This is a genomic window from Nocardia sp. IBHARD005 (assembly GCF_052814245.1).
Map to the genome: position 1 here is coordinate 1,348,583 of NZ_CP199935.1, position 20,412 is coordinate 1,368,994.

Genomic DNA, 20,412 nt, shown 5'->3' on the forward strand with positions numbered 1-20,412 from the left:
AGCCGCTATCGGGAAGGTGGATCGTTCCGGCTTGGTTGTGCCCCACCGCTTTCCGGTGTGTCGCCGTCGAGTCCGTCAGGCAGTCGCCGAGCGCCACTGGCCACTTCGGCGATGAGATCGTCGTAGCCACAGGCCAATTCGTGCAGGCGCAGTTGGGCGGCGCGCAGTTCGGCTTCGGCGCCGCAGGCCAGCGCGTGATAGGTGAGCGCGGCGAAATGGGCCATCCGGTCGACGACGGCGCCGATGCTCTCGGTGTGCATCGGTGCCGAGGTCGCCGGGGTGGGCGAGCGGATGACGACCCAGCGGTCGATCTCGCAGACCAGACGCGCACGCGCCCAATCGATGTCGCTGGTATCGCCGGGAATCTGTTGTTCGCGGCGTTCGTGCAGGGTGGCGAGTTCGTGCGCGGCGGCTAGGACTGGATCGCCGTCGACGGCGACCCCGCACACCGCCTGCATCATCTGTGCTCGGTCCGGCAGTACCGGTTCCGGTCCGGGTCGTCCCGTCGAACCGCTGCCGTCCGTGTCCACTGTTGCCGCACCGTCCTCGCCGTCGCAAATGTAGCCGCTTGTCGAAGGACATTCGTCTCGGAGGGGACGGCGGATAGGTCACGAAATGACCCCTCAACAGCGAAAACCGGCCGCGGACAACTGTTCGCGGCCGGTCGGGATCACCGATGGAGCTGGAGTATCACAGGCTCCGGGCGATGATTTCCTTCATGATCTCGTTGGTGCCCGCGTAGATCAGCTGGACGCGGTTGTCGACCCACATGCGCGCGATCGGGTACTCGTTCATGTACCCGTAGCCGCCGAACAGCTGCAGACAGGTGTCGGCGATCTGCATCGCCTTGTCGGTGGTCCACCACTTCGCCATGGCGACGGTCGGGATGTCGAGCTCGCCGCGGATGTGCTTCTCGACGCAGTCGTCGATGAACACGCGGGCGATACGCGCCTCGGTGGCGACCTCGGCCAGCTTGAACTTGGTGTTCTGGAAACCGAACACCGGACGGCCGAACGCCTCGCGCTCCTTGGTGTAGCGCAGCGTGTGGTCGAGGGCGACCTCCATGCCCGCGACCGCGCCCATCGCCACGATCAGGCGTTCCTGGGGCAGCTGCTGCATCAGCTGGAAGAAGCCCTGGCCCTCCTGGGTGCCGAGCAGGTTGGTCACCGGGATGCGCACATCCTCGAAGAACAGCTCGGAGGTGTCCTGGCCCTTCTGGCCGATCTTGTCGAGCACGCGGCCGCGACGGAAACCGGCGCGATCGGCCTCGACCAGCACCAGCGAGACGCCGGACGCGCCCTGGGTGGGGTCGGTCTTGACGACCACGATGATCAGGTCGGCCTGCGCGCCGTTGGTGATGAAGGTCTTGGAGCCGTTGACGACGTACTCGTCGCCGTCACGGATCGCCTTGGCCTTGACGGCCTGCAGGTCGGAGCCGGTGCCGGGCTCGGTCATCGCGATGGCGCCGACGACCTCACCGCTGGCCATCTTCGGCAGCCAGTGCTTCTTCTGCTCCTCGGTGCCGTAGGCGAGGACGTAGTGGGCCACGATGCCGTTGTGCAGGCTGATGCCCCACGAGGTGTCGACCGCGCGGGCCTGCTCCTCCATGAGCACGGCCTCGTGCGCGTAGGTGCCGCCACCGCCGCCGTACTCCTCGGGGATCGAGATGCACAGCAGGCCGACCTCGCCGGCCTTGTTCCACAGGTCGCGGTCGACGTGGTGCTGCTCGCGGTACTTGTCGATATTGGGGACCAGTTCCTTGGCCATGAACGCGCGGGTCATGTCCCGCAGGGCGTCCAGGTCCTCGTTCATCCAGCTGGACCGGTTGGCGGCCATCGAGTCTCCTTGTTCGGCTCGGCACAGCACCGGTCCAGGCGTGACCGGTGGTTACGGATACCAGTGTGCCGCAGTATTGGCGTAGTGACAATAGTGCTGCCGAAATAGCGTCTCACCAGCGCATCATGGGCAGTGGTGAGAGCGGATGGATGAGCGCGCGCCGCACCGTCAGCTCCACGAGCTTGACGTGGAACCCGCTGTCCGGGTATCGCCGCATCAGCGCGGAGCAGGCCGCGTAGGGCAGGCCGTAGCGGCGCGCGCCGAATGTCACGTCGATCAGATCGGCTCGCCGGAACAGCTCGACCGGGTCGGTGGCTTTGCCCGCCGAGCGCACCCGATGGTGGTCGCGGATCATCTCGGTGACGAGCTCGGCGATGTCTTCACGGTTGTGCGCGATCAGCCAGTCGCCCGCCAGCGCGCACGACGGTTCGAGATAGTCGAACGTACCCGCGGCCCAGATGCCGAGATCGTGGAAGGTCGCCGCGGTGCGGAACTCCTCGCGCGCACTCGGTGGCGGTCCGGGCTCGCCGCTGTGGGCGAACAGCAGATCGGCCGCGCGCAGTACCCGAAGCACATGATGGAAGTAGGCCTGGCGGTCGGCGCCGAGCCGTGCGGTCCACGGTTCGAGCCGTTCGGCGATCGCTTGGTCGAGTTCGCTTGTGTGCTCGGTCAATTCGTCACTCCGGAGTAGATCTCACGGGCGTGCACGAACCCCCCGGCAGCCCGGCCCAACCCTAGGTGCCCGTGGTTCGCGTCGTCCGGTGAAATGGAGTTTCCTCCGAACCGGTCGGCGGTCCGGCGGGGGTTGCGCGCAGTGCGCTGATCCGGCCGGGTCGGGCTGTCCGCGAGCGGTGTTCGGCAACGGTCGGGCACCGAACCTCTGGAAACTCTGGCTCCGGCGGCGGCGGGGGATTATCTTCGCAGATCCGGTCACCGGCCGAAATTGTTGGGCGTGTCGCGCGCGGCGCGCCGTGTTCGGGGAGCCGTGCGGGAGCATCGGTTTCGCGCTCGAGGGTATATCGACTAAGAATGCGGTGTGCCGTTCACACGTGTGGTCACCTGCCTGCCTTCGCGCGCCCGGGGCGGTGGTCTGGCATGACGATCGAGTCCGGTCTCGAGGACGACGTCAGCCAGCTCGCCCAGCGAGTCGAACGTGCCCGTGGGCGCCTCGCCTACCAATTCGATCCGGCCCTGACCGATGCGCTCTCCGAAGACGAGTTGCGCGCCGAACGCGAACTCGCCGAACGCATCCGCGAACAGGATCGCGAGCAGCGCTGGAAGCACACCCAGGCGATGGCGTCCGCGTCGGACCGGAGCCGACAGACCACCGAAGCGATCGAGAAGGCCGACATGCGAGATCTGCTGCTCGCCAGAAGGGCGATGGCCTCCCAGCGGCGCGAATCGAGCCCGCACGCGAAGCTGGCTTCGCTGTACCGGCACCGATCGTGGTCGCTCAAGGCGCTGGCGGGCGTCGTCGGCGCCGGCATGCTCTGGTCGGCGGTGAACGTGCAGCAGAACATCGCGCCCGGCGGGCCGAGCGATCCGCTGTTCTGGTTCAGCTACCTGCTCGAGGCGATGATCAGCGTGTGTCTGATCATCATCATGGTCGGCACGAACAAGGTCGCCGAGTGGGGTGTGATCGACAACCGCCGTCAGGTCGCGCTCGCCGAGCTCGCGCTGCTCGGCCTGACTGTCACCCTCAACACCTATCCCTATGTGCGCGACGGGCGTTGGTACGACGTCGCCGTGCACGCGGTCGCGCCGGTGATGATCGGTGTCGCGCTGCTGATCCACGACGCGGTCAGTGCCCGCTACGGTCTTGCCATCACCCGCGCGACCAGCCAGGTCAGGGACATGCCCGACCCCGCCGACGGCCTGCTCGCCCGCCAGAGCACCGAGGGCATCCGCCTCACCTACACCCCGCCGATGACGGGCGCGGCTCGTGCCGAAGCGGTCGCCCCCGCCGAAACCGCGCCCACCACCCCGCTCACCCGCGAACCCGCCTGGACCCCCACCGAGCCGATCACCAACGGCAACGGCCGCGTGCCGGAGAAGCGCAAGCGATTCGGGATCGGCAAACCGTCCTCCGCGGACAAAGCCACCGCCAAGAAATCCGCCCCCGCGCCCATGGTGGCGCCGGAGCCCCCCAAGGAACCGGTCAGGCCCGAGCCGGCCACCGACTCGGTCCCGGCCGCCCGCAAGAGCGCCATCTCCGATATCGAGGCCCGCGTCGAGAAGGCGTTCGCCGAAGCCAATTTCGGCTACGAGGCGATCGAGCCGACGAGCATCTACGACACCGGCCAGTTCCGCATCGCGGAAAGTCTGGAGCAGGAACTCAACGACATGCGTGAGGCCCGCCGCCAGGCCCGCAAGGAGCGCGCGAACTAGCAGACACAGAAAAGGCCGATACCCGCGACGGAGCGGGTATCGGCCTTTTCTGTGTCCGGGGTCAGCCGAAGATGCCGCCGCCGGTGCCTGCTTGCTGGCCGCCGCCGGTGCCGCCGATGAGGCCGCCCGGGGGGAGCTCGGAGGGCTGGACGATGACGAAACCGCGGCCGGAGAACGCGAGGGTGCTCGCCTCACCGGTGCTGCGGCCGATCAGCCGGCCGAGGCCGAACGAGTCATTGCGTTTGATGCCGGTGTGCAGACTGGATGACCACGCGACGGCGGCGTTGGGGTCGGCGTAGGTGGCCTGGTCGACGGTGAGCACGACCGGGGTGCCGTGGGTGGTGATGGCGATGCGGCCGCGGCCGGTGAAGACACAGTTGAACAGGCCCGCGTTGGACGCGTAACCCGCGGCGCCCTGGACGCGGCCGATGTCGTAGCGCAGCGTGGAGTCGAAGGCGAGCACGTTGGCGCCGTTGATGGTGAGGCCGTCGGTGCCGTCGAGGTCGATGATGTGCACGTCGGCGGCGCTGTTGGCCAGGAAGAGGTCGCCGCGGCCGGTCACCTTCATCAGCGGCACACCTTCGCCGGTGAGGTGCTGACGGATGGCGCGGCCGATGCCGCCAGAGCCCTGCGCTTCGAATTTCAGGTCACCCTGGTAGGCCACCATCGACCCGGCCCGCGCCATCACCTCCCCGTTCATGCCGACCTTCACCATCTTGCCGCCCTGCTTCTGGATACCGAGGCCGTTGACCTCGGCATGCGAGGGGTCGAACAGGTCGCTGTGCACGGGCTGGGCTCCTTGCTGAGAAGAGAACGAGGGTTGCGCTGGTGGTGGGGCGAACTGGCCCGCGCCACCCTGACCTGAAGGTGGGGGAGCGGGCGGCTGCGCGAACTGGCCCGGCGCAACGGGGTTGCCGTGATGGGGAGAGGTCGACGGGGGTGCGGTTGCGCCCGCGGATGGGTAGGCAGGCGGTTGACTCGGCGGCATCGGAACGTTCTGTGCGGCGGGCACTTCGGGCTCGTCGTCGAGATCGACGCCGAAAGCCGAAGCGATACCGGCCAATCCGTCGTCGTAGCCCTGTCCGATCGCCCGAACCTTCCACGCCCCGCTGCGCCGGTAGATCTCCACGCACACGACACCGCTCTCGGTGGTGAGCCCCGAAATCGGGAAAGTCAGTGCGGTGGAGCCGGATTCGATGGTGGTGGTCAGTGCGCCGACCGAGGCGAAGGTCGCGGGTCCACGACCGTCCAGGCTCGCGGTGACCACCACCTTGTCCACATCGGCGGGCAATGCCGAGGTCTGCACAGCCACCACGTCGGGCCCGCCGTTGCCGTGCCGGTACACCACGCCTGGTCCGGTGGGCTGATTGAAGAAGACGAAGTCGGCGTCAGAACGTACTTTGCCCGCGCTGTTCACCAGGAGCGCGGACACATCGACCGACGCCGAACTCGCCACGGTGACGGTCAACTGATCGCCGGGCGCGGGCCGGTTCTCGCCGGGAGCGAGTGCGGTCACGACACAACGTCCGAAGATCGGGTGGTTTGTCCGATTTTCATGAGATCCACGATCTCGATAGTGCCGTGTATGTCGCCGCTTTGCCAGCGTCGTGGCGCAATCGATTGCCTGCTCGTCGCGCGCTTCGGCGCGAAGTCGAACCTGACGCCGGTCGGGCTGGTCGAGTGGCCGAGTGCGCGACGGTTGCGGATCGGCCTGATCACCGCCGATGTCCTGGGCCGGACGGTGCACGCCGACAACGGCGTCGTCCTGGCATCCGCGGCGAAGGTGCTCGAAGGCCTCGGTCACGAGGTCGTCGAGATGCGCCTTGACGTGGATCCGCGCTTCGTCGAGGACTTCAAGCAGTACTGGGCGGTGATGGCCGCGGCGATGGCGCTGTCGTTCCGGCTGGGGCACCGCGGGTACTTCGATCGGCGCAAACTCGACCCGTTCACCACCGGTCTGATCGTGCTGGCCAAGCGCAATCCGCTCGGTGTGGCCGCCTCGACGTGGCGGTTGCGCGGGGGCGTGGCGGCCTACGACAGGCATTTCGCCGAGGTGGACGTGCTGCTCACCCCGGTGCTTTCCCATCCCGCGCCGCGCATCGGCGAGCTCGCGCCCGGCCAGCCCTTCGACGCGCTGTTCACCAAACTGGCCGACTACGTGGGCTTCACCCCGCTCAACAGTGTCGGTGGGGGGCCTGGCATTTCGCTGCCGCACGGTCGGCTGCCGAGCGGTCTGCCCGGGTCGATCCAGTTCGCAGGCCGCCGTGGTGACGAACGGACCCTGCGCGACCTGGCCTACCAGCTGGAAGCGGCGAGCCCGTTCTCACGGATCATCGACCGGGCCACCGCCGCGGGTGCGGCCTGATCAGGCGGTGCGCACCGCCTGATCAGCCGTTTGCCGCCGTGCTGATCAGTTGTTGCGCGCCGCGACATTGATCGGGCGCAGCCGTCCCGGGCTGTCGGTGCCGGCGTCGAATGCCCAGTGCTCGCCATCCCAGCCGGGGTAATCGGCACGCCAACGATCGACCAGGCGCGCGTCCTCGAGCGAGGCCACGACGCCGGCCGAGCCGGTGTACTGCAGCCGCTCGTACTTGTGCCGGGTGACGGTGTCGACGGTGGATGAAGCGGTGGCTAGGACTGACATTGACCCTCCGGGATCGCGGCGAACGATGACGTGACGAGTGCGCAACCCGGACCGTCGGCCCGAGTGCCGCGGTGGCGCGTCACCGCTCGATCCGAGAGTATGCCGCTCGCCGTAACATCGCGCAGGTTTTGAAAATGCAGTTCTTCGGATTAATGAGTACCCACTATGAAATCGTCGGCTCGCGCGGTTTGGTTACGGCCGTGATGACGGTTCACCAGCTCGGGCGGACTCGTCCCGGGGTGACAACCCGGCCCAATGCCTTGCTGAGCTGGGTGAGGGTGGTCGCGCCGAGGGTGTCCGACCAGCTCAGGGTGAATTCGGCCAGCGCGGCGTCGGCGGCTCGCGTGCACGCCCAGCCGCGGTCGGTGAGGGTGATCAGGCGGGCGCGCGCATCGCGCGGGTGGGGATTGCGGTCGGCGTAGCCCTTGGTGACCAGCTCGTCGACCAGCTGGCTGGCCGCCTGTTTGGTGACGCCGAGGTACTCGGCGATCTCCCCGACCGTCGCGCCGTCGGGTGCCATGCGGACGAAGGCGAAGCCGTGCGCCGGCCGGATATCGGTGAACCCCGCAGCGGTGACCCCGGCGTGCACCGCCTGGGTTACCTCGGCCGCTGCCGCGAGCAGCAGGAGGGGGAGGTCTGCGTTCGCGGGCACGACAGTCATTCTGGCACTTGACACGATAGTCAATCTACTTGACCATATAGACAAGTTACTTGACTTTATGGAGGTTCGAATGCCGGTAATCCGCTCCACCGACGCGCAGGTGCACGAGGTGCACAACGCTCGGTTCACCTCGCTCGTCCGTCCCGGCACCGGCAGTGCCGAACTGTGCGTCTGGCAGACCGAGTTCCGTGCCGGCTCGGTGGGCGTGGCACATCGCATCCTGGGGGAGGAGGCCTTCGTTCTGCTGTCGGGCGAGGTGACCATGACGATCGATGGTGAATCCGCGCTGATGAAACCGGGCGACGCGGCGGTTGCGCCCGGGGGCGCGATGATCGCCCTCGCGAACTCGGCCGACGAGCCGGCCGTGCTGTTGGTGACCGTGCGCGTCGGCTTCGCCGCGGAGCTCCCCGATGGCTCAACCTTCACCCCGCCCTGGGCATCCTGAGCCGTCTCGCCGACTGTTTCAAGGCCTGAACTTGAAAGTTCGGGTACCCGAACTTTATAATTCTGGAATGAAGGTTGGTTTCTACCGTTCTCCGGAGCGACGCCGGGTGCTTGCGGCATGTGTTCTGAGTGTCATGGCGTTCGCGCTGACTGCCTGCGGTGGGAGCACCTCCGATGACGACGGGAAGAAGGTAGTCCTCACCACCTTCACGGTGCTCGCCGACATGGCTCGGAATGTGTCAGGCGGGCTCCTGAGGGTGGAATCGATTACGAAGGTGGGGGCTGAGATTCATGGTTATGAGCCGACGCCGGGGGACATCAAGAAGGCGGCCGAGGCCGACCTGATCCTGGACAACGGGCTCAACCTCGAGGCCTGGTTCAGCCAGTTCGTCGCCGATCTCGATGTGCCGCACGCGGTGGTCAGCGAGGGGGTGGCGCCGATGGATATCAGCGAGGACGCCTATCGGGGCAAGCCCAATCCGCACGCCTGGATGTCGCCGGTGAACGCGCAGATCTACGTCGACAACATGGTCCGCGCGTTCACCGACCTCGACCCCGAACACGCCGACGCCTACCGTGCCAACGGAGACGCCTACAAAACACAGCTCGGCGCCGTGCGCGACGATCTGGTCGCCGCGGTGAACACCCTGCCCGCCGACCAGCGCGCCCTGGTCACCTGTGAGGGCGCGTTCTCCTACCTCGCGCGTGACGCGGGGCTCACCGAGAAGTACATCTGGCCGGTCAACGCCGAACAGCAGGCCACCCCGCAGCAGATCGGCTCGACCATCGACTTCGTCCGCCAGCGCGGCGTGCCCGCCGTGTTCTGCGAATCGACGGTGTCCGACGCGCCGATGCAACGCGTGGTCGAAGCCTCCGGCTCGCGGTTCGGCGGCGTCCTCTACGTCGACTCGCTCTCGGAAGCCGACGGTCCGGTGCCGACCTATCTGCAGCTGATCCGCCACGATGCGAATGTCATCGCGGCCGCGCTCGCCGGAGCGCCGAAATGACCGCACCGGTCGTCGAAATCCAGGACGTGACAGTCCACTACGGTGATGTGCTCGCGCTCGACAATGTCGAACTGACGTTGAAATCGGGCCGGGTGTGCGGGCTGATCGGCATGAACGGCTCCGGCAAATCGACGCTGTTCAAGAGCGTGATGGGCCTGGTGACGCCCGACCGCGGCCGGGTGCTGATCAACGGTCTCGCCCCCGCTGCCGCACGCAAGGCGGGCAGCCTCGGCTACGTGCCGCAATCGGAGGACGTGGACTGGACTTTCCCGTTGTCGGTGCGCGATGTGGTGATGACCGGGCGCTACGGGAAAATGGGGTTCACCCGCCGGGCGAGCAAGGCCGACCGTGCCGCCGTCGACGCGGCGCTGGCCCGCGTCGAGCTCACCGACCTCGCCGACCGGCAGATCGGGCAGCTCTCGGGTGGTCAGAAGAAGCGCACGTTCGTCGCCCGCGGCATCGCCCAGGAAGCCACGATCCTGCTGCTCGACGAGCCGTTCGCCGGTGTCGACAAGCGTTCCGAGGCGACCATCACCGCGCTGTTGCGCGAGCTCGCCGCCGACGGGGCCACGATTCTGGTGTCCACCCACGATCTGCACGCGTTGCCCCAACTGGCCGACGAGGCAGTGCTTTTGAACCGCCGGGTGCTCGAACACGGCGACCCCGAAGTGGTGTTGCGGCCGGAGAACCTGGCCAAGGCCTTCGGCCTGGATGTGGACGGAGACCGATGAGCCTCGAGGAATTCCTGATCGACCCGTTGCGCTACGAATTCATGGTGCGTGCGCTGGCTACCACCGTCACGGCGGCGGTGGTGTGCGCGGTGCTGTCGTGCTGGTTGGTGCTGATCGGCTGGTCGCTGATGGGTGACGCGGTCTCGCACGCGGTGCTGCCCGGGGTGGTGCTGGCCTACATCGTCGGCTGGCCGTTCGCCGTCGGCGCGGTGATCTTCGGGTTCCTCGCTGTCGCATTGATCGGGGTCGTTCGCGATACGAGCCGCGTGAAAGAAGACGCCGCGATCGGCATCGTGTTCACCACCCTGTTCGCGTTCGGCCTGGTGCTGGTGTCGGTGACACCGAGTCAAACCGACTTGAACCACATCGTTTTCGGCAATCTGCTCGGCGTGAGCCGCGGCGAGATGATCCAGATCATGATCCTGGCCGCGATTGTCCTGGTGGCCCTTGTCCTCAAACGCCGCGACTTCACCCTCTACGCCTTCGACGCCACCCACGCCCACGCCATCGGCCTCAACCCCCGCGTCCTCGGCACCGCGCTGCTGGCCCTGCTGGCCCTGACCTCGGTGGTCGCGCTGCAGGCCGTCGGTGTGGTGCTGGTGGTGGCCATGCTGATCATCCCCGGCGCCACCGCCTACCTGCTCACCGACCGCTTCTCCCGCATGCTCGTCATCGCCCCCACTGTGTCGGTGGTGTGCGCGGTCACCGGCCTCTACATGAGCTACCACCTCGATACCGCCGCGGGCGGCATGGTCGTGGTAACCCAAGGCGTCGCGTTCACCTTCGTCTACCTCTTCGCTCCTCGCCACGGTGTGATCGGCCGCCGGATCACCGCGTCGCGCGCCCGGAAAACGATGACCACCATCGGGGTCGTCGGCTAGCGGTCCCGGCCCGGCGACGGCGGATCAGATCGGTGTCGGTGGGTGCTGTCAGGATGTAGCGCATGAATGTCACCGGGGATGACGTCCGCGCCTACGTCCTGTCGCTCCCGCAGACGGCAGAGCAATTCGCCTGGGGCATGCCGATTTTCAAGGTCGCCGGCAAGCTGTTCCTCACGCTGCCGGAGGAGGAGACCTCGATGGCGGTGCGCTGCCCGATCGTCGAACGCGACGAGCTGGTGCTGGCCGAGCCCGCCAAGTTCTGGATCGCCACCCACGAGGCGGGCAACCCCTGGGTCCGGGTCCGCTTGACCGCCCTCGACGACCGCGAGGAACTGGAAGCCATCATCGCCGACTCCTGGCGCCAGGCCGCACCGCGGGAGTTGCTCGATAATCCGTAGCTGGGAACAGCGGCCGAGATCAGGCCGCCAGTAGTAGCGCGCTACCACCCATAGGTTCTAGACCCTGTAGGTGGTATTCTGGGTTGTGTGGGACGGACCATCTACCTCACCAAGCAGGTTCTGAAATAGGCCGATGGCTTGGACGACGTTATGTTCGACCACTACGAAGCGGCGCGTCAGGAATTGGAGGAACGGGGCCCGGCGCTCGGGCGACCATGGGTCGACACCTTGCGAACATCGCGGCACTCGAACATGAAGGAAGAGAATATCCCGATCGCCGACCGCATCTACGACGAGCACATAGGAGGTTTGGACTGATGGAGCTGCACAACAGCGACCAGACGCGGCATCCGCGCGGTGGCTACGATCAGTCTCGCGTCGCCGCGGTCCGCAAGAAGATGCGTTCGGTTGAGCGGGCGTACCGCCTGGCCGAACTGCGAGAAGCCCAGCAACTCAACCAAACCGAACTCGGCAACAAGATCGGCGTAGGTCAGCGAACCGTCTCGAAAATCGAGCACGGCGAAATCGAACGCTCCAAGATCGAGACGATCCGCAAGTACGTCGAAGCGCTCGGCGGTGAGATAGAAGTCGTCGCCCGTTTCGGCGACGAGGCATACACGATTGCATGACCACCGATCGGTCCTGACCGGTGCGCGAGACGACTGGGTGGGGGAGCCCGGTAGGCTCTGACGTCCTATGGCACTCAGCGCAACACTGCACAACTTCGCCGTTCAGCTCGCCGATGTGGATCGGGGAGTGTACGAGGATCTCGAATTGCGGGTAGCCCGGCATCCGTCGGAGACGATGGAGTACATGGTCACGCGGATCCTCGCGTACTGCTTGCAGTACGAGGAGGGGATTGTGTTCAGTGAGGGTGGGATTTCGGCTACCGATGAGCCCGCGGTGCAGGTCCGGGATATGACCGGGCGGACTACCGCGTGGATCGAGGTGGGTGCGCCCGACGCGGATCGTATTCATCGTGGGAGCAAACTCGCTGGTCGGGCTGTGGTCTATACCCATCGCGACCCGGCGAAGGTGCTCGCGCAGTACGCGGGCAAGAAGATTCACAATGCGGCGCAGATCCCGCTGGTCAGTTTCGACCGCGCGTTCATCGATGAGGCGGCGGCGCTGGTCGATCGTCGCAATACCGCCACTCTTTCGGTCACCGAGGGTGTGCTCTATCTGGACCTCAACGGCACCAGCTTGCGTACCGACGTCACCGAGCAACCCCTCGGCTGAGCTCGGCACGGGGTAGTTTGGCGGGCATCGGCGACGCTCGGTCCGAGCGCTTCGACTGCGCCGGTCTGGTTGTCGAGTGGAGGTCGCGGTGCCCGGTGTGATGAGTCGGTTCGTGATTCCGGGATTCCTGCGGGTCACCCGGCGCAACCGGAACTACATCGATGCCGAGATGGCCACGGCGCACGTGCGCGAGCGCGGTGTGCGGCCCCTCGCCTACGGTCCACCGCGCACACTGCGCGGTGTCGAGGTCTCGGTGGTGCACGACCGTGGCTGGCCGATCTACACCTTGACCCCGTCGGACGGGATCTCCCGCGGCGGTCTCGTGTACGCGCACGGTGGTGGCTGGGTAGGCGAAATCGCTTCGCAACATTGGCAACTCGCGGCCCGTATTGCCGCGCAGACCCATCTCGTCGTCACAGTCCCGATCTATCCGCTGATCCCCTTCGGCACCGCGGCCCAGGTGATTCCCCGCATCGCCGAACTTGTCACCGCGGCCAGCGAGCGCTACGGCCCGACTTTCCTCGCCGGCGACTCCGCGGGCGGCCAGATCGCGCTGTCCACCGCGCTACACCTACGCGACGCAGGCCATATTGTCCCCCGCACGATTCTGATCTCGCCCGCCCTCGACCTCACCCTCGAAAATCCGGAGATCGATGTGGTGCTGCCACGCGATCCATGGCTGGGTCGCGAGGGCGGCTTGGTGTTCGGCAGGCTGTGGAGCGGCGAGCTCCCGATGAAAGATCCCCTGGTCAGCCCGCTGTTCGGCGACCTCGGCGGGCTGGGCCCGATCACGCTGTTCACCGGCACCGAAGACATCCTGAACCCCGACGCCCGCCTGTTCGCGGCGAAGGCGCGGACGGCGGGCGTCGACCTCGACTATCTCGAAGAACCCGGACTCGTCCACGTCTACCCGCTGACTCCCAGCTCCGAAGGCGCGGCGGCCCGCCGCCGGATCATCACCACCCTGCGCGCCGAACTCGATGCGGCGCACAGTATTTCGTGAGAATAATCAGCGCTCGGACAGGTGCACGTTGAACAGGATCGTCAGCTGGGTGACCGCCTGATCGAACGGGTGTGACGATTTGAGTGCGCGGCTGTGCACGATCGTGCCCTCGATGGTGGTGAGGAGGAAACCCGCGAGCGACACCGCGGTCGCGCGTTCGATCCCGGCGGCGACGATCCCGTCGGCGAGCCGTGCGGTCCATTCGGCGAAGGCCTGCCCCGCGATGGACTGGACGGCGGGGTCGAGTTCGTCGAGGGCGGCCGCCATCATGAACGAACCCGCGGTGTAGTCGGATTTTTCCAGCGGGGTGCGCCAGAAGGCGAGCAGGTCGGTGAGCCACTGCTGAACCGAGGTCGCGGTCTGTAGCGCGTCGGCCGTCGCGCTCACGTGCGAGTACACCAGGCGCGTCACGATCCGCGCCGCGGTCTGCACCAATTCGCCCTTGCCGGAAGGGAAGTGCTGATACAGCGAGTTGCGTGAGGTGTTGCTGCGCTCGAGCAGTTCGCTGAGGGAGGACGCGTGGACGCCGTGTTCCTGGACGGTGCTGATGGTGTGTTCGATGAGTCGGGCGCGTGGTCCGGCAGCCATCCGATCTACTCCTACCCCTTGATTGAACCGATCGGTTCATGTTAGACCTAGTGCTACGTGAACCGATCGGTTCATATGGAGAGGATGCCATGCCCACCCCCATTGCCACCGCGGTTCCGGTCACCCACGCGGGAATTCTCGGCCTCGGTGTGTATCGCCCGCGCCGTGTCGTGCCCAATTCCGAGATCGTCGACGCGATCGAGTCGTCGGACGAATGGATCAAGACCCGGTCCGGGATCGCCGCCCGGCACTGGGCCGAGGCCGACGAGACGATCGTCTCGATGAGTGTCGCGGCCGCGCGTGACGCGCTCGCGGCGGCGGGGGTGAGCGCCGAGCAGATCGACGCGGTCGTGCTCGCGACGTCGTCGCAGATGGTGCTCGGTCCATCGGCGGGTGCGGTGGTGGCGACCGAACTCGGCATGCACGACACTGCCGCCTTCGACATTTCCGCGGGCTGCGCGGGCTTCTGTTACGCGTTGGCCGATGCGGCGAATCTGGTGCGCTCGGGTCAGGCGCGACAGGTGCTGGTGATCGGGGTGGAGCGGTTGTCGGATCTGCTCGACACCACCGATCGCGTGTGCGCGTTCATCTTCGCTGACGGTGCCGGTGCGGTCGTCGTCGGCGCCGCCGAGCAGGAGGGGATCGGCCCGGTCGCGTGGGGTTCGGATGGCTCGCGCACCTCGGCGATCAAGCAGGACAAGACCTTTATGGAGTATTTCGCCGAAGTCGCGGCGGCCGAGGCCGGCGGCGGCACAACGCAACGCCCCTACATTCGGATGAACGGCACCGAGGTATTCCGCTGGGCGGTCACGTTCTTGGAGAAGGCCTGTCGTGACGCGCTCGACCGCGCGGGGCTCACGGCCGCCGACCTCGACGCGTTCGTCCCGCATCAGGCCAATATCCGCATCACCGACGCGCTGGTCCGCACCCTTGGCCTGCCCGAGACCGTCGCCATCGCGCGCGACATCATCGACACCGGCAATACCAGCGCCGCGTCCATTCCGATGGCCATGGAACAACTCGTGCGTTCCGGTGCCGCCAACCCCGGCGACACCGCGCTGCTGCTCGGCTTCGGTGCCGGGCTGGCGTATGCGGGCCAGGTCGTTCATCTGCCCCCGATCGCCTAGCGCACCAGTGCGCGCAGATACCGGCGACGGTAGAAGCGTTGCGCGACAAGAAGTACCGGAAAGGTGAAGCGCCATAGTCCGGTCGGTGCGGGTCTGGTCAGCGAGCGAAGGGTGAGCCAGACGGCGCCGGTCGAATCCCGGTGCACGACAAAGGCTTCCTCGCCGCTGACCGGATGGCCGGGCAAGGTGCCGTAGGCGAAGCCGCACCGGTTGTCGGTGTCGACCACCGCGACCACCCGCACCGGCTCGTGGACCGAGACACGGCCCCATCCCGCACTGATCCGGTACCGCGCACCCGTCGACACCGCACCATCGGGAGTCACGCGAAAGCCGCTGCGGCGCTTGATGCCCCACCGCAGCACGGCCTCGGAAGCGGCCGCCCACGTCGGCTCGCCGTGACCGATCGCCACCGTGGTGCCGAACCGGCGGAATCCGGGGTATTCGCCGGTCCAGATTTCCTCGGCGGGGCTGGTCGCGCCGGCCGGGGCGTAGGTGAGTCCCTCGTACATGAGGGTGACGATAGGCGCCGTCAGGTTGTCATGCGTTCGCCTTCTCGCGCAGCGACCGCTGGGTCACCGGTACCGCGTAGGCCGCGCCGTCGCGGATGCCGAATTCGAAGCGGCAGGGGAACAGTGAGGGCAGGCCGGTCGCGCGGAGGTCGAAGTTCGCGGCGAGGGTCTGCATGGCCCAGTTCTGCAGCGAGTCGGGGAGCTGCAGGGTGGTGCCGTCGACACAGCACACGTAGGCGTGGGTCTGTTCTCCGTCGACGGGAAGTGGGTTGCGCAGACCGACCGCGCCGATTTCCAGAATTCGTCCGGCGTTGTGGGAAGTAGCGACGCTCGGCAAATCCAACTCGATGTCGTCCATGCGAAAAACCGTATCGCAGCAACTATTCAGGGAACACCGAAATCGCGTGGACTTGACGAACTTCGCTGATGTCGCAAATGTGCGAAAGGGCGAGGTCGTCCCCGCGCCGCGGCAGAGCTCGGCGCGGTGCGCGCCGGGCCCTGCCGCCACGGTTTCAGCCGATCGCGAAGCGCAGCAACGCCTGGCGATCGCCCTGCTTGATCTTGCCCTTGCGGTCGAGGACCTCCAGCTGCCACACCGGACCGTTGCGGAAGGTCCGCGCGATCGCATTGGCATTGTCCGCGCCGAGCAGTGATGGCCAGATGTCGGCGACGGGCTGGGTATCGCCACCGGTGGCGTCGTAGATCTTGAACGAGACGTTGTTCGCCTTCTCGAAGGAGCTGCCCTTCTTGAACGCGACGGCGACGAAGACGATGGAGTCGATGGCGGGGGGAACATTGCCGAAGGTGACGTGCACGGTCTCGTCGTCGCCCACGGCCGCGCCGGTCTGCTCGTCGCCGGTGTGCAGCACCGAGCCGTTGCCGAGCGGGTCGAGCGAATCCAGACCGGCGAACCGCACCGGCTCACCGCCTTGGAACAGCACGGCGATCAGATCCAGGTCGACACCGCGCTTGCGCCGCGCCATTCCGAGAATTCCACCGCTGGCACCCGCCGACGGATCCCAGCTCACCCCCACGCTCATCTTGGTGATACCGGCGAGATCGGCCGCGCCGTCTTCCTTCTTGAGAGTAATCACGATTCTCAGGCTACGGACTTCGCTCGTCACGTGCATGGCGACGGAATCGGGCTGCGGAGTCCGTCGATCGCGCAGGCGCCCGCACCGACGATCGCCAGGACCGCGTCCCCGTCAGCCGGAATGGGTTGCGAGGTAGACCAGGGCGGTGACCGCTAGCGCTATCGCACCGAGGATCCCGCCAGCGATCGTGTCGGCGCGGTTGGTGGCCACGCCGCTCTCGATCCGATCCCAGCCGACGATCGCAGCCACCACGGCCCCGATACCGGCTGGGGCGGCGACGAACTCGCTGACGACGGGGATGAACGAGACCGCGCAGGCGATGATGCCGAGCACCAGCGCCGCGAGGCCTGCGCCGTTGCGTGGCGGCGGCAAGGTCTCAGGACCGGGCATTCCCTGAGCGTAACCGCACTGGGGGGCGGGTGCTGGTCGTGCCGGTCGGAAGCCCTCGGTCACAGCTTTGTCATGGTTGGACGCCGAGGGGCCGGGTACCCCATGAAAATAGCAGCCCTGCAGGGATTCATTCAGGGTCCTGGTTTCGGGGCTGTGGAGTTCGAGGAGGGATAAGGTTTGTCGATTTCAGCTGACGAATCGAAAAGTCGAAACCCGGACAAAGGCTATGTAGCTCTGCTCGGCTGGAGTTTGAACGCCGTCGAGGCGGTTGATCGGTTCGATCGCCGCTATATTGTGGTCGCACCCGAATGGGCGCAAAGTTACTGCACAGAGCACAACATTCCCTATATCCCCTGGGATTTCGAGCGGCTCAACGATCGTTCGATGGAGATCGCGGAGACCCTGCAGGAGAAAGGGGTCGACGTCGCCATTCCGATCTTCGAGGAGACGGTGGAATGGGCAGGCGCGATCAACTCCGTCCTGCTCGGCAATCCGCGCCTGCTCGGGCAGTCCATGCTCCTGCGCGACAAGTCGTTGATGAAGCGGCGCGCGCAGCTCGGCGGTATCCGGGTCGGCATCTTCGAAGAGGCGCACGAGCGCGACGACGTGATCCGATTCCTGAAGCGGGTCAATCAAACCCTGCTGAAACTCGACGGTGATCCGAACGATCCGATTCACCTCAAGGCGTTCGACAAGGCGGGCTGCCTCGGTCACCGGATCATCCGGACCCCCGACGAGGTCGACACGATCCCCGACGACGAGTTCCCCATGCTGATGGAATCGCACCTGGACGGCTGGGAGTTCGCGGTCGAGGCCTGGGTCCACAACGGCCGCATCTGCTTCCTGAACATCTCGGAATACGTGACGCTCGGATATTCGGTGTTCGTGCCCGCGACGCCGGAACTGGAGAAGTACCGGCCCGAGATCACCCGGCAGGTCGAAAAGCTGATCAAGACCTTCGACATCGAATTCGGTTTCATTCATCCCGAGTACTTCGTCACCAGCGACGGTGAAATGTATTTCGGCGAAGTCGCCTACCGGCCGCCGGGTTTCAAAGTGTTCGAGCTGCTGGAACGGACCTACGGTTTCAATGCCTACCATGCACTGGTGCTGGCCTTCGACCCGAAATCCACCACCGAGGAGATCGACGCTTTCTTCCCGGAGGAAGTGGTGGATGCCACCGGCCACGCGGGGTGCTTCGGCGTGTATCCGCGCCGGCGCGTGGTGAGCCGGCTATCCGTGCCGCCCGAGACCGAGGATCACGATTACTTCGACTCACACGAGCTCACCGCACCCCAGGCCGAAAAAGTCACCAAACGGACCGCATTCGGTAATCACTGGGGTCTGCTCTATTTCTTCGGCGAAGACCCGTACACTCTGCGGGATCTGTTGAAGCGACAAGAAGAACTCGATTTCTATATTTGATCCGTTGCCAGGGGCAACGGTGCGCGAAGGGATCGGCGATTGAGTCCGGACGGCCACGACCCGGCGAGCTTGGACCGGCGCCTCGCCACGGTGGACCACGCCACGCAGTCCCTCGCGGACGCAGGCGATTTCGGCAAGCAGGTCAAACTGCCCAGGGTCATGGAATCCCTTCGGCGGGTGCTGTTGCTGCCCGGCGGGTGCGCCGCGGTGCGTGCACGCGCCGAAAGACTGGAGACCGCGGGTCTGTTCCTCGGCACGGATTGGGCCCAGCCGCAGATCCTCATCCCGGCGCTGAGCACCGGCTCGTTGCGCAGTGCCAATGCCGACACCATGGTGTTGGAGGCGGTGAGTGATCTGCGGCTGCTCGCGGTCGCCAAGGGCGATTACCAGCATGCGCTGGTGTCGGCAGAACAGGCCGCCGATCATCTGTCGCAGGTACTCGCGGTGAATCTGTCGCTGCTGTTCTCCCCGCCCACCGAGGCCGAGCGGGAACAGCAGGGGCGGATGGCGCAGGTCTCGCGGGAGCTGCTGCACTACCTCGTCGCCGAGGTCGGGTACGAGAAGGTGCTGGAGAACCTGGTCGACGAGATCTGGCGCATCCTGCGGCAGCGGCCTATCCAGGTCGACGGGGTCAAGCGGATGATCACCCAGATCGCCGTCGCCCGTGCCGATCCCGATGTGGATCTCGGTGCCAGTGGTCTCGGTGCCGACCGGCTGATCAGCAGCCTCTACGGCACCACCGAGGGGTGCAGGGAAGACCCCGGAGTCGAGATCTACCGCACGCGGCTGGAATCGATGGACGACAGCGCGCTGCAGTACGAGGCAACGGGATTCGCGCGGTCCATGCACGACACCGGGCTGGTCTCGCCGTATCACGCGGTGCTGCTTCGCTTTCTGCTCACCAAAGGCGAGTACCTGCTCGGCGAGGCGATGGGCCTTTCCAGCACCGGCCGCGACAGTCTGCTCTGCTATCACGAACTCGTGCGCAGCCTCATCGAGCAGGCTGTTCACGTCGAAACGGCGCAGTGCGTCTACGGGCTCACCTTGCTGCTCGAACGCGGCATTCTCTATCAGCCGCCGGTAGCGCCCGCGCTGTGGCGCCAACTGGCGCTACGGCTTTCACCGCACTCGCGCCGGCGGCTGACCCGGGTGTTCGGGCCTGCCCCGGACCCGCGGGCGTGGTTGTTGTCGGGGATGCTGTCGGTTCTCGGCCTGCCGCTGGGGATCGGGCAGGGCGACAACCCCACCTGCCAATCGGCGCGGGCACTGTCGATGTGGGCCTACAACGATCCCGACTATCTGCTGCAGACAGTGGTGTGGGCCGCGCGCGACGACGAGATCGTCATGCACTTCGAGGGGCAGCCGATTTCCTCGCGCGAGACCGGCGACGCGGAATCGACTGTGCTGCAACTCGATCTGGACCCGGTGTCGCTGCTGGTGGTTCCGCACCTGGACCGGATCTACGCGCAGATGGGCAGGCGTTGCCTCGGCCGCGACGGCGATCCACACCGCTGGATCAACCCGGAGTTCCACGGTTGGTGGTCCGGACGCGGGTTCCGGATCAATGTCGACGTGGCCACCGGCCACCTGACCGACCTCGACGAATTCCTGCGCCACTTCTACGCCGGCTACCACCCCTTCTACAACGGCAACCAGCCGGTGATCCATCCGCAGCCGGCCGGTATCGCCGTCACCGACAGCGCCGCCCGCTTCGTCGGCTGGCATGCCATCACCGTGCTCCGGGTCAGCCTCGACCCGCAGGACGTGATGCGGGTGTATTTCTACAACCCGAACAACGACAGCGGCCAGGACTGGGGTGATGGGGTCGTCGTCGGAACAGCGGGGCACGGTGAGCGTTTCGGCGAAGCGTCGCTGCCCTTCGAGCAATTCGCCTCGCGCCTCTACATTTTCCATTTCGACCCACTCGAGCCGGGCGAGCTGGCCGCCGTCGATCGCGCCGAACTCGACCGGGTGATCGGCTACCTGCACCGCAGCTGGGGCGCCGCTCGGCTGCCCGTGGAATCGGGTGCGGCCGAACAGGATTGAT

25 protein-coding genes are annotated in these 20,412 nt (G+C 66.4%); 14 read left to right on the forward strand and 11 right to left on the reverse strand.

Translation table 11 applies throughout. The features are described from left to right. Nucleotides 1-5: 5 nt before the first annotated feature. The 3 genes from ACTWPB_RS06120 to ACTWPB_RS06130 form a co-directional block, all read right to left on the reverse strand. Complete coding sequence (locus tag ACTWPB_RS06120; RefSeq protein ID WP_446224717.1) at nt 6-461, reverse strand: DUF4254 domain-containing protein; 456 nt, start codon at nt 459-461, stop codon at nt 6-8. Nucleotides 462-690: 229 nt separating this feature from the next. After that, nucleotides 691-1,836 carry an acyl-CoA dehydrogenase family protein gene (locus ACTWPB_RS06125; RefSeq protein ID WP_446224718.1) on the reverse strand — a complete coding sequence of 382 codons (1,146 nt, stop codon included), beginning with the start codon at nt 1,834-1,836 and terminating at the stop codon, nt 691-693. Nucleotides 1,837-1,948: 112 nt separating this feature from the next. Next, entirely contained in the window at nt 1,949-2,509 is a 561-nt protein-coding gene (locus ACTWPB_RS06130) for a hypothetical protein (protein WP_446224719.1), read from the reverse strand. Between the two features lie 422 nt (nt 2,510-2,931). On the opposite strand from ACTWPB_RS06130, the gene ACTWPB_RS06135 reads away from it, so the two are divergent. Next, nucleotides 2,932-4,224 (forward strand): hypothetical protein, encoded by a 1,293-nt coding sequence (locus ACTWPB_RS06135; RefSeq protein ID WP_446224720.1) that lies wholly within the window; start codon nt 2,932-2,934, stop codon nt 4,222-4,224. Nucleotides 4,225-4,285: 61 nt separating this feature from the next. Here the strand turns inward: ACTWPB_RS06135 and ACTWPB_RS06140 are convergent, their stop codons facing one another. Then, nucleotides 4,286-5,740 carry an AIM24 family protein gene (locus tag ACTWPB_RS06140; RefSeq protein ID WP_446224721.1) on the reverse strand — a complete coding sequence of 485 codons (1,455 nt, stop codon included), beginning with the start codon at nt 5,738-5,740 and terminating at the stop codon, nt 4,286-4,288. Nucleotides 5,741-5,809: 69 nt separating this feature from the next. Here ACTWPB_RS06140 and ACTWPB_RS06145 point away from each other — a divergent pair, with 69 nt between their 5' ends. Continuing rightward, nucleotides 5,810-6,589: an amidase family protein gene (locus tag ACTWPB_RS06145; protein ID WP_446224722.1), complete on the forward strand. Its 780-nt coding sequence runs from the start codon at nt 5,810-5,812 to the stop codon at nt 6,587-6,589. Nucleotides 6,590-6,634: 45 nt separating this feature from the next. Here the strand turns inward: ACTWPB_RS06145 and ACTWPB_RS06150 are convergent, their stop codons facing one another. Beyond that, nucleotides 6,635-6,868 (reverse strand): hypothetical protein, encoded by a 234-nt coding sequence (locus ACTWPB_RS06150; RefSeq protein WP_446224723.1) that lies wholly within the window; start codon nt 6,866-6,868, stop codon nt 6,635-6,637. 211 nt (nt 6,869-7,079) lie between these two features. Next, entirely contained in the window at nt 7,080-7,520 is a 441-nt protein-coding gene (locus tag ACTWPB_RS06155; protein WP_446224724.1) for a MarR family winged helix-turn-helix transcriptional regulator, read from the reverse strand. A gap of 79 nt (nt 7,521-7,599) precedes the next feature. On the opposite strand from ACTWPB_RS06155, the gene ACTWPB_RS06160 reads away from it, so the two are divergent. The 9 genes from ACTWPB_RS06160 to ACTWPB_RS06200 all read left to right on the forward strand — a co-directional run bounded on the left by ACTWPB_RS06160 (nt 7,600) and on the right by ACTWPB_RS06200 (nt 13,232). Further along, nucleotides 7,600-7,974: a cupin domain-containing protein gene (locus ACTWPB_RS06160; protein ID WP_446224725.1), complete on the forward strand. Its 375-nt coding sequence runs from the start codon at nt 7,600-7,602 to the stop codon at nt 7,972-7,974. Between the two features lie 67 nt (nt 7,975-8,041). After that, complete coding sequence (locus ACTWPB_RS06165) at nt 8,042-8,980, forward strand: metal ABC transporter substrate-binding protein (protein WP_446224726.1); 939 nt, start codon at nt 8,042-8,044, stop codon at nt 8,978-8,980. Continuing rightward, nucleotides 8,977-9,711 carry a metal ABC transporter ATP-binding protein gene (locus ACTWPB_RS06170; protein WP_446224727.1) on the forward strand — a complete coding sequence of 245 codons (735 nt, stop codon included), beginning with the start codon at nt 8,977-8,979 and terminating at the stop codon, nt 9,709-9,711. Before ACTWPB_RS06165 ends, ACTWPB_RS06170 begins: the two co-directional genes overlap by 4 nt. Beyond that, complete coding sequence (locus ACTWPB_RS06175) at nt 9,708-10,592, forward strand: metal ABC transporter permease (RefSeq protein ID WP_446224728.1); 885 nt, start codon at nt 9,708-9,710, stop codon at nt 10,590-10,592. The genes ACTWPB_RS06170 and ACTWPB_RS06175 overlap by 4 nt, the downstream gene beginning before the upstream one ends. 62 nt (nt 10,593-10,654) lie before the next feature. Further along, a complete protein-coding gene (locus ACTWPB_RS06180; protein WP_446224729.1) occupies nt 10,655-10,990 on the forward strand; it encodes an MmcQ/YjbR family DNA-binding protein in 336 nt (111 codons plus the stop codon). A 138-nt stretch (nt 10,991-11,128) separates the two neighbouring features. Then, complete coding sequence (locus ACTWPB_RS06185) at nt 11,129-11,308, forward strand: hypothetical protein (protein WP_446224730.1); 180 nt, start codon at nt 11,129-11,131, stop codon at nt 11,306-11,308. Continuing rightward, complete coding sequence (locus ACTWPB_RS06190; RefSeq protein ID WP_266297982.1) at nt 11,308-11,619, forward strand: helix-turn-helix domain-containing protein; 312 nt, start codon at nt 11,308-11,310, stop codon at nt 11,617-11,619. The genes ACTWPB_RS06185 and ACTWPB_RS06190 overlap by 1 nt, the downstream gene beginning before the upstream one ends. Before the next feature lie 67 nt (nt 11,620-11,686). After that, the gene (locus ACTWPB_RS06195; protein ID WP_446224731.1) at nt 11,687-12,229 is read left to right on the forward strand and encodes a YaeQ family protein; all 543 of its coding nucleotides are present in this window, start codon (nt 11,687-11,689) and stop codon (nt 12,227-12,229) included. 100 nt (nt 12,230-12,329) lie between these two features. Further along, nucleotides 12,330-13,232: an alpha/beta hydrolase fold domain-containing protein gene (locus ACTWPB_RS06200; RefSeq protein WP_446224732.1), complete on the forward strand. Its 903-nt coding sequence runs from the start codon at nt 12,330-12,332 to the stop codon at nt 13,230-13,232. Nucleotides 13,233-13,238: 6 nt separating this feature from the next. Here the strand turns inward: ACTWPB_RS06200 and ACTWPB_RS06205 are convergent, their stop codons facing one another. Further along, a complete protein-coding gene (locus ACTWPB_RS06205) occupies nt 13,239-13,820 on the reverse strand; it encodes a TetR/AcrR family transcriptional regulator (RefSeq protein ID WP_446224733.1) in 582 nt (193 codons plus the stop codon). A gap of 89 nt (nt 13,821-13,909) precedes the next feature. Here ACTWPB_RS06205 and ACTWPB_RS06210 point away from each other — a divergent pair, with 89 nt between their 5' ends. Then, complete coding sequence (locus ACTWPB_RS06210; protein WP_446224734.1) at nt 13,910-14,947, forward strand: beta-ketoacyl-ACP synthase 3; 1,038 nt, start codon at nt 13,910-13,912, stop codon at nt 14,945-14,947. Here the strand turns inward: ACTWPB_RS06210 and ACTWPB_RS06215 are convergent. From ACTWPB_RS06215 to ACTWPB_RS06230, 4 genes are all read right to left on the reverse strand, one after another. After that, a complete protein-coding gene (locus tag ACTWPB_RS06215) occupies nt 14,944-15,456 on the reverse strand; it encodes a DUF1990 family protein (RefSeq protein ID WP_446224735.1) in 513 nt (170 codons plus the stop codon). The two genes, ACTWPB_RS06210 and ACTWPB_RS06215, sit on opposite strands and share 4 nt — an antisense overlap. Nucleotides 15,457-15,484: 28 nt before the next feature. Further along, nucleotides 15,485-15,814, reverse strand: coding sequence for a hypothetical protein (locus tag ACTWPB_RS06220; protein ID WP_378639262.1), 330 nt, complete (start codon nt 15,812-15,814; stop codon nt 15,485-15,487). A 154-nt stretch (nt 15,815-15,968) separates the two neighbouring features. Beyond that, entirely contained in the window at nt 15,969-16,550 is a 582-nt protein-coding gene (locus ACTWPB_RS06225; RefSeq protein WP_378920699.1) for a TerD family protein, read from the reverse strand. Between the two features lie 111 nt (nt 16,551-16,661). Next, nucleotides 16,662-16,940, reverse strand: coding sequence for a hypothetical protein (locus ACTWPB_RS06230; RefSeq protein WP_446224736.1), 279 nt, complete (start codon nt 16,938-16,940; stop codon nt 16,662-16,664). A gap of 384 nt (nt 16,941-17,324) precedes the next feature. Here ACTWPB_RS06230 and ACTWPB_RS06235 point away from each other — a divergent pair, with 384 nt between their 5' ends. Together ACTWPB_RS06235 and ACTWPB_RS06240 are read left to right on the forward strand one after the other, a co-directional pair. Next, nucleotides 17,325-18,365: an ATP-grasp domain-containing protein gene (locus ACTWPB_RS06235; protein WP_446224737.1), complete on the forward strand. Its 1,041-nt coding sequence runs from the start codon at nt 17,325-17,327 to the stop codon at nt 18,363-18,365. Nucleotides 18,366-18,404: 39 nt separating this feature from the next. After that, a complete protein-coding gene (locus ACTWPB_RS06240) occupies nt 18,405-20,411 on the forward strand; it encodes a hypothetical protein (protein WP_446224738.1) in 2,007 nt (668 codons plus the stop codon). Nucleotide 20,412 lies beyond the last annotated feature (1 nt).